12 protein-coding genes are annotated in these 12,582 nt (G+C 59.4%); 2 read left to right on the plus strand and 10 right to left on the minus strand.

All coding sequences use genetic code 11. The features are described from left to right. Window positions 1-45 precede the first annotated feature (45 nt). The 10 genes from ACODTO_RS20025 to ACODTO_RS20070 form a co-directional block, all read right to left on the minus strand. The gene (locus ACODTO_RS20025) at window positions 46-2,007 is read right to left on the minus strand and encodes a DUF7844 domain-containing protein (protein ID WP_489106957.1); all 1,962 of its coding nucleotides are present in this window, start codon (window positions 2,005-2,007) and stop codon (window positions 46-48) included. Next, window positions 2,004-2,324 (minus strand): DUF2388 domain-containing protein, encoded by a 321-nt coding sequence (locus ACODTO_RS20030; RefSeq protein ID WP_003187020.1) that lies wholly within the window; start codon window positions 2,322-2,324, stop codon window positions 2,004-2,006. The genes ACODTO_RS20025 and ACODTO_RS20030 overlap by 4 nt, the downstream gene beginning before the upstream one ends. 26 nt (window positions 2,325-2,350) lie before the next feature. Beyond that, window positions 2,351-2,659: a DUF2388 domain-containing protein gene (locus ACODTO_RS20035; protein ID WP_489106958.1), complete on the minus strand. Its 309-nt coding sequence runs from the start codon at window positions 2,657-2,659 to the stop codon at window positions 2,351-2,353. 106 nt (window positions 2,660-2,765) lie between these two features. Then, window positions 2,766-3,083 (minus strand): DUF2388 domain-containing protein, encoded by a 318-nt coding sequence (locus ACODTO_RS20040; RefSeq protein WP_139641616.1) that lies wholly within the window; start codon window positions 3,081-3,083, stop codon window positions 2,766-2,768. Window positions 3,084-3,410: 327 nt separating this feature from the next. After that, window positions 3,411-3,626 carry a DUF1127 domain-containing protein gene (locus ACODTO_RS20045; protein ID WP_024778486.1) on the minus strand — a complete coding sequence of 72 codons (216 nt, stop codon included), beginning with the start codon at window positions 3,624-3,626 and terminating at the stop codon, window positions 3,411-3,413. Between the two features lie 324 nt (window positions 3,627-3,950). Then, window positions 3,951-5,444, minus strand: coding sequence for a succinyl-CoA:acetate CoA-transferase ScpC (gene scpC / locus ACODTO_RS20050; RefSeq protein WP_175385342.1), 1,494 nt, complete (start codon window positions 5,442-5,444; stop codon window positions 3,951-3,953). 198 nt (window positions 5,445-5,642) lie between these two features. Next, window positions 5,643-7,079 (minus strand): NAD(P)(+) transhydrogenase (Re/Si-specific) subunit beta, encoded by a 1,437-nt coding sequence (locus tag ACODTO_RS20055; RefSeq protein ID WP_139641621.1) that lies wholly within the window; start codon window positions 7,077-7,079, stop codon window positions 5,643-5,645. Continuing rightward, the gene (locus ACODTO_RS20060) at window positions 7,079-7,399 is read right to left on the minus strand and encodes an NAD(P) transhydrogenase subunit alpha part 2 (protein WP_003220416.1); all 321 of its coding nucleotides are present in this window, start codon (window positions 7,397-7,399) and stop codon (window positions 7,079-7,081) included. Before ACODTO_RS20060 ends, ACODTO_RS20055 begins: the two co-directional genes overlap by 1 nt. Before the next feature lie 15 nt (window positions 7,400-7,414). Beyond that, window positions 7,415-8,536, minus strand: a complete 1,122-nt coding sequence (locus tag ACODTO_RS20065) for a Re/Si-specific NAD(P)(+) transhydrogenase subunit alpha (RefSeq protein WP_041021847.1) — start codon at window positions 8,534-8,536, stop codon at window positions 7,415-7,417. A gap of 435 nt (window positions 8,537-8,971) precedes the next feature. Beyond that, window positions 8,972-9,868, minus strand: a complete 897-nt coding sequence (locus tag ACODTO_RS20070; RefSeq protein WP_489106959.1) for a LysR family transcriptional regulator — start codon at window positions 9,866-9,868, stop codon at window positions 8,972-8,974. 157 nt (window positions 9,869-10,025) lie between these two features. Here ACODTO_RS20070 and ACODTO_RS20075 point away from each other — a divergent pair, with 157 nt between their 5' ends. Both ACODTO_RS20075 and ACODTO_RS20080 read left to right on the plus strand, forming a co-directional pair. Beyond that, window positions 10,026-11,207, plus strand: coding sequence for an acyl-CoA dehydrogenase (locus ACODTO_RS20075; RefSeq protein WP_175385340.1), 1,182 nt, complete (start codon window positions 10,026-10,028; stop codon window positions 11,205-11,207). Window positions 11,208-11,220: 13 nt separating this feature from the next. Beyond that, entirely contained in the window at window positions 11,221-12,441 is a 1,221-nt protein-coding gene (locus ACODTO_RS20080) for a CaiB/BaiF CoA transferase family protein (RefSeq protein WP_489106960.1), read from the plus strand. Window positions 12,442-12,582: the final 141 nt, after the last annotated feature.

The following is a 12,582-nucleotide window of genomic DNA, read 5'->3' on the forward strand; positions in this document are numbered from 1 at the left end:
AAGGGTTCAGAACCAGGTTCTGAACCCTTTTTTATGCCTGGGACACTAGGGCAATTCCAACCCACCGCTCGCCTTGTGCAGCTTGCGCAAATGCTCACCAAGCTCCTTGACGTTGGCCTCGCTCGCGGCGATTTCAGCAGCGCGGCTAGGCTCGAGCAGCGCCCGGACTTCCTTGTCCAGATCTCCCGTCAGTGTTTGAAGCTGTTTCTGCCGCAGGCTGCTTTCCGATTCCAGTCGCTGCCACTCGCTGGGTTGTGGCAACCCGTAGCCGCTACTGCCCAGCAACTCCGCGGGGCGGCTCAGGAAACCGCTGTTGGCGAGGATCTGTTGCAGTGTCGCGTTGGCCCTTTCCATGCCGCCGTTCTGCAACTCACGGGCACCGAGGTAACGTTGTTTGACCTCATCCTGGGCCAGCAGCAATTGCCGGCGATAACTGGCCTGTTCCAGCAACAACAAGGCCGCGCTGGTGCGCAGGTCAGCCTGTTCGAACCAGACACGGCGCTCGGCGGCGTCCAGGGCCAGCCAGTCTTCCACCGATTGTTGTTTGATCGGCAGGTATTTCTTCAGCACATTGAACATCGCCTGATACCGATCGCGAAAGGAATCGAAGCGGTAGCCCAGGCGCAGGGCCTCCTTGGGGTCGTCCAACACGCTGGTATCCGCCAGACCCCGGCCCTTGAGTACTTCCAGCAAACCGTTGGGCATGATGCTGTCCAGGCCCTTGAGTTGTTCGTTATTGCTGCCGCTGCGCAGCAGCTTCAAGCTCTCCACCGCGCAGTTATTGGACAGGAAGTAATAGCTGCCGTCGTAGCTCCAATGCATTTCGGCGGCGTGCTCGACCGTCTCTTCGATCTCGGTCCGTGACAGGTTCAGCGGCACGGACGCCAGGCTGCGCAATTCGGTCTTGGTGTACTCATCGATCACCTGGGCCAGCGGCAACACGAACAGACGCGACGGGTACTTGCCCACCAGGCCATCCCAGCTGGACAGCTGCACATCACCCACGAAGGCACGGTACGAGAGCACCAGGTGTTGATCCAGATCCAGCCGGCAATCTGGCCCACGTGGGCGACCAGGTGCGCAGATCACCAACCGCAGCATGCTGTGGCCCCAGCGGCTGACCCAATTCTGATTGGCTTCGGCCAACAGATAGTCGATGGCGTAAACCCGTTCCGGATCGACCTTGCCCAGGGGTGTCCTGGCGAAATCGTTGCCGGCGTTGAGGAAGGCAAACGACTTGGCGCAGGTGTCCTTGGCGGGCGGGGCCCAACCAAAGTGTTCTTGGTAATAGCGGTACAGCGCGGGGCGTCGGCAGGCGTAGCTCGGGTCGAGGAGAAAGTACTCCATGTTGACCGCGACGAATTCCTTGGGGCTGCTGGTCTCGTAGAGGTCCGGGCTGCGGGCGACCTGGCGGTTGTGTTGCTCCCGTTCACCGCGACGGCCGACATACTGTGGCCAGCCTGAGAGGTCCAGCAGGCGGGGATCGTCACTGAGGGTGAAACGGCGGTCGTTCTGGCCGCGGCACTCATCCGGAAGGCCGATCAGCCCGGCGCTACTGTTGCGTCGTGTGCAGCGCTGGATCAACGCGCGCTCGGCATCCGGCCATAAACGCGCGCGGTCATAGATGTGGGTCAGTTCGTGCAGGACGGTGGCGAGTAATTCCCGCCGCACGGTACCGTGGGGGCGGTGGGTCTTCTGCGTAGCGGCGCTGCCGTCCGTGAGACTGTCGAGCAGATTGCTGTTGAGGTCGAGCTGTGACACCCGCGAGGCTTGGCCATACGCGTTGGCTGGCATCCGGTCGGTCCAGCCGACATCGATACGACGGTCCAATTGTTCGATGAAGCGCGGCGGCAAGGCCGCCATGGCTTCATCGAGCAGCGCCTGGCTGGCCTGCTGTTGCGCGGGGCTCAGGCCTTCATCGTTGAGGTGCAGTCGCAGGCCTGCCTGGGCTGGGCCGCCCATGAGCAGCAGGGCCCCGGCCGCCAGCCAGGCGGCGAGCCGCCTCACAGTGCGAGGATGGCTTCGGCGAGGACCTGGTCACTGGCATCGCGGGCTTCCGGCACGCGGGTACGCAAGGTGTCGAAGGCGGCCTCAAGATGAGCGCCACGGATTTCACCGTTGCTGGCGACGAAGCTGGCTGCATCGTCATGGGCTTCGCGGACGATCTTCGAATCACGGATGGAAGTGGTGGTATCGGAGGTGAAATCGATCGTGCGCTGCGAGGCGCGAACGATGATGTTACTGGTGGCTACCAGGGTATGGGCCTGGGCCACATCGGCCAATACCAGCAGGCCTAGGGCGGCAGCAATCAGCGGGCTACGCATGGAACGACTCCGGAAAGTAGGGATAACTATTGGACGAGAATTGCCTGTGCCAGTTCAAGGTCGCTGACATGAAGTTTTGGCTGGGTCTGGCGTAGATAAGCCAAGGCCGACTCCAGTCGTGCGCCTCGTAACTGTCCTTCACTGGCAACGAATGCCGCTGCGTCATCGCGAGCGGCGACGATCAGTTTATGGTCGAAGGGCGCGGAGGTCACCATGCTCGTGGCGTAGCCACTGACGACCAACTGCTGGGTGAATACATCGAAGGCTTGAGCCGAAACGGACCAGCAGGCAGCGACCAGGAACAAAACGATAGGCAGATCTGAGGTAAAACGCATGGCACTCGACGGTTGATGGCGAACCTGAAGGCTAGCGCAAACCGCCGGGCCAGAGCCAGCGTTGAAACATCGGGATACCTTCGGCCGCCCGATATTTCATGTTGGATCAGATCACCAGGATCGCCTGGGCCAGTTGGGCATCGGTGGCATTCAATTGCGGTGCCTGTTGGCGGATGAAATCCAGAGCACTTTCCAGCTTCACACCACGGATAGCGCCTTCGCTGGCCACGAAACTGGCGGCATCGTCACGGGCCGCCTGGACGATTTTATTGTCCCGCAGCGAGGAGGTCGCATCGGAAGTTGCATCGGACGTGGCCTTGAGCGCGCCGACGATGGAGTCGGTGGTGACGATGAAGCTGCTGGCATTGGCATGGGCGGCTACGGCCAGCAGGGTTGCAACGCTGAGCAGACGAAGACGGATCATGGTGAGACTCCTTGGATAATGAGAATGCCGGTTCTGTAGCTGGAAGAGGAGACGTCTGTTCGACTCGCTTCGCCACGTTCGCCTGGATAGTAAAGTCAGATCGCGACGCAGGACAGCTTTGATAAGGAATCCCTCCAGGGTTCTGACTGCAAATCAAAACTGTACCTGTAGATATGATGATCTATAAAACTGTACCTGTTTGCAATCTGGCATCGAATTTAGGGGCACTTAAACGACAAGACCCGTCGCGGTTTCCCGCGACGGGTCTTGTTGTGTTCAATTCGGTGCTGGCGGTGGACCCGGTGGGTCAGGGCCAGCGACGCTGAGTTAGCGCCAGAACGGCTTGCTCAGCTCTTCGTAGCGTTGTGCTTCGCTGATACCGGCGTCAGCCAGCAGGCGAGCATCCAGACGAGCCAGTTGATGGCGGCTGGCGATGCGGCGCTGCCACAGCATCAGGTTGGCAATAACGCGAAGAGGCAGGGAAGCCTGGTTTTTTGCAGCGTTGTCTTCGAAAAACAGCTCGGAACTGAGTGTACGTTCCATGGTTGACATCCTTCCGCTTATGGCGGGATTAGGTAGTGGTTTAACTTTAACTGGTGCCCATGATCCTCTCGTTTGGCCAGACTCTGTAGATACAGTTCTCTAGTATTGTGCGCGACCAGTTAACTGTTAAAGGACGGTGTACTGGTCCATATTGAGGCAACTGTACCTGTCTGCACATTTATGGTGCGTTTTAGGTTGGGTTTGGGTGTGGAGCATTAAAAACCTCTAGAAAAACACCGGTACAGCAGTACAGTTTTTGTCGGTAGTCGCAGAAAAGCTTTGATTGACGAAAACTGTATGTGCCGTAGCGCCGATCCAGCTGTATCAAACGGCCAACATGCGTCCGGTTTCTTCCAGGTTCTGGTGCCAACTCAGTGCATCGCGAAGGATGTGAGGCGTATGTCCACCCAAGGCGCATGCCGCTTCAAAATACTCGTTCAAGGCCTGGCGATAAGTCGGATGCACACAGTGGTCGATGATCACTCGCGCCCGTTCCCGCGGTGCCAGGCCTCGCAGGTCGGCCAAGCCGACCTCGGTAACCAGGATGTCGACATCATGCTCGGTGTGGTCCACGTGGCTGACCATGGGGACGACGCTGGAGATGGCGCCTCCCTTGGCAATCGACTTGGTCACGAAAATCGCCAGGTGCGCGTTGCGGGCGAAGTCTCCCGAGCCGCCGATGCCATTCATCATCCGTGTCCCGCAGACATGGGTGGAGTTGACGTTGCCATACAGGTCGAACTCCAGGGCGGTATTGATGCCGATGATGCCCAGGCGGCGGACTATTTCAGGATGATTGGAAATCTCCTGTGGTCGCAGGACCAGTTTGTCCTTGTACTTCTCCAGGTTGGCGAACACATCGGCATTGCGCCGGCTCGACAGCGTAATGGAGCTGCCTGAGGCGAAGCTCAGTTTGCCGGCGTCGATCAGGTCGAACGTGGAGTCCTGCAGGACTTCGGAGTACATGGTCAGCTCTTCGAAGGGCGAATCGATCAGCCCGCACATCACGGCGTTGGCGATGTTACCGATACCGGCCTGCAGCGGGCCAAGCTTGTTGGTCATGCGCCCGGCCGCGACTTCGCGCTTGAAGAAATCGATCAAGTGATCGGCAATGGCCTGGGTGTCGCTGTCCGGTGGTGTGACGGTCGACGGCGAGTCGCCCTGATCGGTGATGACAATGGCAGCGATTTTCTCCGGCGGGATCGGGATGGCGGTACTGCCGATACGGTCGTCGACCTTCACCAGGGGAATCGGTGTGCGGGTTGGGCGATAGGTTGGGATATAGATGTCGTGCAGCCCTTCCAGGTCCGGGTTGTGGGCCAGGTTGATCTCAACGATCACTTGCCGGGCGAAGATGGCAAAACTGGCGGAGTTACCCACTGACGTGGTCGGGACGATGTGGCCTTGCTCAGTGATGGCGACGGCTTCGATCACGGCAATATCAGGCAGCTTGAGCTGGGCGTTGCGCAGCTGCTCTACGGTTTCCGAAAGATGCTGGTCGATGAACATCACTTCACCTGCGTTGATCGCCTTGCGCAACGTGCTGTCGACCTGGAACGGCATACGCCGCGCCAGCACGCCGGCTTGAGTGAGCTCCTTGTCGAGGTCGTTACCCAGGCTTGCGCCGGTCATCAGGCTGATTTTCAGCGGGCTGACCTTGGCGCGCTCGGCCAGGGCGTGGGGGACTGCTTTCGCTTCACCGGCGCGGGTGAAGCCGCTCATGCCGACGGTCATGCCGTCCTCGATCAACAACGCTGCGTCGGCAGCGCTCATCACTTTATCCAACAAGGAAGGCAGGCGAATGCGGTCACGGTACATGAAGTGTTTTCTCGGGCTGGGAGCATGGATGCGCAGTCTAGTGAATTCGCGCGGTACCCGACCCGCGACAAAAGTCGCATTTTAGGCGTCTATTACGAGGGTTTCAGGCAAAACATCATTACCGGATCGGTAACATCGGGCCTTGATACAAATCAAAACGCCCCGACAAGTCGGGGCGTTTCAGTGAAGCAGAGAGCGTTATTCCACGGCTTTGACCATGTCTTCGATGACTTTCTTGGCGTCACCGAACACCATCATGGTCTTGTCCAGATAGAACAGCTCGTTGTCCAGGCCGGCATAGCCGCTGGCCATGGAGCGCTTGTTGACGATGATGGTCTTGGCCTTGAAGGCCTCGAGGATCGGCATGCCGGCAATCGGCGATTTCGGATCGTTCTTCGCCGCCGGGTTGACCACGTCGTTGGCGCCGAGCACCAGGACCACGTCGGCCTGGCCGAACTCGGAGTTGATGTCCTCCATCTCGAACACCTGGTCGTATGGCACTTCAGCCTCGGCCAGCAACACGTTCATGTGCCCGGGCATGCGACCGGCCACGGGGTGGATCGCGTACTTCACGGTCACGCCATGGTGAGTCAGCTTCTCGGTCAGCTCTTTCAAGGCATGCTGCGCCCGGGCCACCGCCAGGCCATAGCCCGGCACGATGATCACGGTATCGGCGTTGGTCAGCAGGAACGTTGCGTCATCCGCCGAGCCGGATTTCACCGGACGCGCTTCTTTGGAGCCGGCCGGACCTGCCGCATCGGCGCTGTTGCCGAAGCCGCCCAGCAGCACGTTGAAGAACGAACGGTTCATCGCCTTGCACATGATGTACGAGAGGATCGCACCGCTTGAGCCCACCAGGGAGCCGGCGATGATCAGCATCGAGTTGTTCAGCGAGAAACCGATACCGGCCGCAGCCCAGCCCGAATAGCTGTTGAGCATCGACACCACCACCGGCATGTCCGCACCGCCGATGGGGATGATGATAAGCACGCCCAGCACGAATGCCAGGGCCAGCATCAGGGCAAATGCGCTGAAGTTGCCCGTGACCATGAACGTTACGCCCAGTCCCAGTGTGGCCAGGCCCAGGATCAGGTTGAGCTTGTGTTGGCCGCCGAACTGCACCGGCGCGCCTTGGAACAGGCGGAACTTGTACTTGCCGGACAGTTTGCCGAAGGCGATCACCGAACCGGAGAAAGTGATTGCACCGATCGCCGCACCGAGGAACAGCTCCAGGCGGTTACCGGCCGGAATCGAGTCGCCCAGTTGCTTGACGATGCCCAGGGATTGCGGCTCGACGACGGCGGCGATGGCGATGAACACGGCCGCCAGGCCGATCATGCTGTGCATGAACGCCACCAGCTCCGGCATCTTGGTCATCTCGACGCGTTTGGCCATGATCGAGCCTGCGGTGCCGCCGATCAGCAGACCGACGATGACATAGCCGATGCCCGCGGTTGCAAGCTCGGCCCCCAGCTTATAGATGAGGCCCACGGTCGTGGCGATCGCCAGCGCCATGCCGAGCATGCCGAACAGATTGCCGCGACGGGATGTAGTCGGGTGCGACAGGCCCTTGAGGGCCTGGATGAAACAGATCGACGCGATCAGGTACAGCGTCGTTACCAGGTTCATGCTCATTACTTGGGCGCCTCTTCTTTTGCTTTCGGGGCTTTTTTCTTGAACATCTCAAGCATGCGGCGCGTCACCAGGAAGCCACCGAATACGTTGACCGCGGCCAGGGCCACAGCCAGGGTGCCCATGGTCTTGCCCAGCGGTGTCACGGTCAGCGCGGCGGCGAGCATCGCGCCGACGATCACGATCGCCGAAATGGCGTTGGTCACGGCCATCAAGGGGGTGTGCAGTGCAGGCGTTACGTTCCAGACCACGTGGTAACCGACATAAATCGCCAGCACGAAGATGATCAGGTTGTAGATACCGGGGGAGATAAGCTCTTCCATTGTCTGAATCCCTGCTTAGGCGTTTTTGCGGATGACCTGGCCGTCGCGGCACATCAGGCACGCGGCGACGATGTCGTCTTCCAGGTTCACGTCGAACTGACCTTCCTTGGTGAAGACCAGCTTCAGGAAGTCCAGCAGGTTACGGGCATACAGTGCCGAAGCGTCGGCTGCGACTTCACCGGCCAGGTTGGTCGGGCCGACGATGGTCACGCCGTTCTCGACAACCACCTGATCGGCCACGGTCAGCGGGCAGTTGCCACCCTGGGCTGCCGCGAGGTCAATGACCACCGAGCCGGGTTTCATCTGTGCCACGGTTTCGGCGCTCAGCAAGGTCGGTGCCTTGCGGCCGGGGATCAGCGCGGTAGTGATGACGATGTCAGCCTGCTTGGCGCGTTCGTGCACAGCCTGGGCCTGGCGTTGCATCCAGCTTGCGGGCATGGGGCGAGCGTAGCCGCCGACACCGACGGCGCATTCGCGTTCTTCGTCGGTTTCATAAGGCACGTCGACGAACTTGGCACCAAGGGATTCGATCTGTTCCTTCACCGCCGGACGCACGTCCGAAGCTTCGATCACCGCGCCCAGGCGTTTAGCCGTGGCAATCGCCTGCAACCCGGCCACGCCCGCGCCGAGAATCAGCACGCGCGCCGCTTTCACGGTGCCTGCCGCCGTCATCAGCATTGGCATGAAGCGAGGGTAGTAGTGCGCGGCCAGCAGCACGGCCTTGTAGCCGGCGATGTTGGCTTGGGACGACAGCACATCCAAGCTCTGGGCGCGGGAGGTGCGCGGCGCTGCTTCGAGGGCGAACGCGGTGATGCCGCACTCGGCCAGCTTGGCGATGGTTTCGTTGTTGAACGGATTGAGCATGCCCACCAGAACGGTGCCGCTCTTGATCAGCGCCAGTTCGCTATCGCTGGGAGCAACCACCTTGAGGATCAGTTCGGCCCCGAACGCCTCGCTGGCGCTGCCAATGGTCGCGCCTGCGGCCTCATAGGCACTGTCGATAACGCTGGCCTTGAGACCCGCGCCGCTTTGAACAGTGACTTTATGACCTTGGCCGATCAGCTTCTTGATGGTTTCCGGGGTAGCAGCAACCCGTGTTTCACCCGTCTGGGTTTCGAGAGGAACACCAATGTGCACGTCAAATCTCCTGCGTGATCTTATTGAGTAAACCCATGCACTTCGGATGGTGCGACTGGGGCGGCGGATCAGCACGATCCCGCCGAATCAGGCGGGGCGCGGCATTTTGCAGGCGAAAATACAACCCTTCAAGGGATTATGACGGGTGACGAAAAATTAACTACAAGTCACCCTGTGACCGAATGTCGCAATCATCGGGTCATATCCCCTGTAGGCCGTGCCTTTCAAGGATTCAGGCTCAAATTGATAAATTTTCCCATCGGCCAGATGAATGAGCCGTAATGAGCGGGGCGATATGGCTCAAAGCCACGTATTTGAACGCTTCTGAGACTACTGTACTGATTTCTGAACAGATTGACTGATTGCGACAAAAACTTATATCTGTAGCGCTTTTTATTAGCTTACTACCGGAGTCAGTCATGACTCATTTCCTTATTAATCAGGCACGTAGCCTCTGGCCTGGCCTACCAGCCAATCACGAAAAGCTCGCAGCGATGCAGATTCGACCTTTCGTTCCGGGATCATCAGGTAATAGGCCTTGATGCTCGATAGCGCGTTGCTGTTGGCAACGACCAAGCGTTTTTCCGCCAGCTCCCGCTGGATCAGGAAGGGCGGAATCAAGGCTATTCCCATGTCGTGCATGGCGGCCTGGGCAAGCATGGAGAATAGTTCATAACGCGGGCCTGTCAGGTCGCGGGCAACATTGAGGTCCTGCGCGTTGAACCACTGGCGCCAGGCATATGGACGGGTGGTTTGCTGCAGCAGGGGTAACTCGGCAATGGCTTGCGGTGTCAGGTTGCTGCTGTCGCCCAATAGCGCGGGGCTACAGACTGGCATGGGATTTTCACCCATGAGTTTGTGGGATTCGGTGCCGGACCAGTCGGCGTCGCCAAAATAGATGGCGGCGTCAAAGTCCGTGTCCGCAAACAGAAAGGGGCGCGTGCGGTTGGTCAGGTTGACGGTGACTTCCGGATGTTGCTTCTGGAAATCCTTCAGGCGCGGTAACAGCCATTGGGTCCCAAACGTGGGAACCACGGCCAGCTCAATCACGTTCGCGCCGGTGTGCCCCATCACCGAGAGCGTATCGCGCTCGACGGCGTCCAACTGGGTGGCAACCCGGCGGCTATAGGACAGGCCGGCTTCAGTCAGTTTGACGCCGCGCCGCGAACGTCGGAACAACTCCACGCTGAGAAAATCCTCCAGGCTGGCGATCTGTCGGCAGATCGCCCCTTGGGTGAGCGAAAGCTCCTGCGCGGCCTTGGTGAAGCTCTCATGGCGTGCGGCGGCTTCGAAGCTGATCAGTGCGGCGGTGCTGGGTATCTTTCTACGCATGTACGGAGACCTCACTGGTCGGCGGCATAAACAGGGCTTTTGGCGTTTACGGAGTGAAAAATTAGCACAAGCACATGCGTAATCGTCGTTTGCCCTCGTAGGAAAGCGCGCCTAGGATCAATCCACGATTTTTCATTTGATTGGCGAGGATTTTTTCATGGCCGGTAAAGCGAGCTTCAACTGGATCGATCCATTGTTGCTGGACCAGCAACTTACCGAAGAAGAGCGCATGATCCGCGACACTGCCCAGCAGTTCGCCCAGCAGAAGCTTGCGCCCCGGGTGCTGGAAGCGTTCCGTCATGAAAAAACCGACCCGGCGATCTTTCGTGAGATGGGTGAAGTGGGACTGCTGGGCGCCACCATTCCGGAGCAGTACGGCGGCAGTGGTTTGAACTACGTCAGCTATGGCCTGATCGCTCGTGAAGTAGAGCGGGTCGACTCCGGCTACCGCTCGATGATGAGTGTGCAATCTTCGTTGGTCATGGTGCCTATCAACGAGTTTGGCACCGAAGCCCAGAAGCAGAAGTACCTGCCGAAGCTGGCCTCCGGTGAGTGGATCGGTTGCTTCGGTCTGACCGAGCCGAACCATGGTTCCGACCCGGGCGCGATGATCACTCGTGCGCGCAAAGTCGAAGGCGGCTACAGCCTGACGGGCAGTAAGATGTGGATCACCAACAGTCCGATTGCCGATGTGTTTGTCGTGTGGGGCAAGGACGACGCCGGTGATATCCGCGGTTTTGTACTGGAGAAAGGCTGGAAGGGCCTGAGCGCGCCGGCCATCCATGGCAAGGTCGGACTGCGGGCTTCCATTACCGGCGAGATCGTCATGGACAACGTGTTTGTTCCGGAAGAGAACATCTTCCCGGATGTGCGTGGTCTGAAAGGTCCGTTTACCTGCCTGAACTCGGCACGCTACGGCATTTCCTGGGGCGCTTTGGGCGCCGCGGAGTTCTGCTGGCACACCGCTCGTCAATACACCCTGGATCGCCAGCAGTTTGGTCGTCCCTTGGCGGCCAACCAGTTGATCCAGAAGAAACTGGCCGATATGCAGACTGAAATCACCCTCGCCCTGCAAGGATGCCTGCGTCTGGGGCGTATGAAAGATGAAGGCACGGCGGCGGTGGAGATCACCTCGATCATGAAGCGTAACTCCTGCGGCAAATCCCTGGATATCGCGCGTATGGCGCGGGACATGCTGGGTGGCAATGGCATCTCCGATGAGTTCGGCATTGCCCGTCATCTGGTGAACCTTGAAGTGGTGAACACTTATGAAGGGACACACGACGTTCATGCGCTGATCCTCGGTCGCGCGCAAACCGGTATCCAGGCGTTCTATTAATAGGAGAACGGCCATGGGCGCGCTTTCGCACCTGCGGGTACTGGATTTATCGAGAGTCCTGGCCGGGCCGTGGGCCGGCCAGATCCTGGCGGACCTGGGGGCGGAGGTTATCAAGGTCGAGCGCCCGGGCAATGGCGACGACACGCGTGCCTGGGGGCCGCCCTTCCTGAAGGATGGGCGGGGCGAAAATACGACCGAGGCGGCTTATTACTTATCGGCCAATCGTAACAAGCAGTCGGTCACCATCGACTTCACCCGACCCGAGGGGCAGAACCTGGTGCGGGAGCTGGCAGCCAAGTCCGACATCCTGATCGAGAACTTCAAGGTCGGTGGGCTTGCAGCCTATGGCCTGGACTACGACTCGCTGAAGGCGATCAACCCGCGGTTGATCTATTGCTCGATCACCGGGTTTGGCCAGACCGGTCCTTATGCAAAGCGCGCCGGTTATGACTTCATGATCCAGGGCCTGGGGGGGCTGATGAGTCTCACCGGTCGGCCCGAGGGCGATGAGGGGGCCGGGCCGGTGAAGGTCGGGGTGGCACTGACGGATATCCTCACGGGACTCTATTCGACTGCTGCAATCCTGGCGGCACTGGCTCACCGCGACCAGACCGGTGACGGTCAGCACATCGACATGGCATTGCTGGACGTTCAAGTGGCTTGCCTGGCCAACCAGGCGATGAACTACCTGACGACAGGCAATGCGCCGAAACGATTGGGCAACGCTCACCCCAATATCGTGCCTTATCAGGATTTTCCTACGGCTGATGGCGACTTCATTCTTACCGTGGGTAACGACGGCCAGTTCCGCAAGTTTGCTGAAGTCGCTGGTCAACCGCAGTGGGCTGATGATCCTCGTTTTGTAACGAACAAGCAGCGGGTGGCGAACCGAGCGGTACTGATCCCGTTGATTCGCCAGGCGACGGTGTTCAAGACCACTGCTGAATGGGTGGTCCAGTTGGAGCAGGCCGGAGTGCCCTGCGGACCGATCAACGATCTGGAGCATGTGTTTGCCGATCCGCAGGTGCGGGCTCGCGGACTGGCAATGGAGTTGCCTCACGCGTTGGCCGGTAAGGTGCCCCAGGTAGCCAGCCCGATTCGCTTGTCCAAGACGCCCGTGGAATATCGTCGTGCGCCTCCGTTGTTGGGGGAACACACGCTGGAGGTGTTGCAGCGTGTGCTTGGCTTGGATGAAGCGGCTGTAACTGCTTTTAAGGAGGACGGAGTCATTTGAAGCTTTCTTCTATATAGAGGGGAGGCTTTTGGCGGGTGTAGACGGCGTTTTATCGGGTGTGTCGCAACGTATTGATAGAAAAGCGAAATTAAGGGTTGACGGCAGATTCTGAGTCTCTATAATTCGCCCCACTTCCGGCGC

Source organism: Pseudomonas sp. FG13, assembly GCF_057809755.1.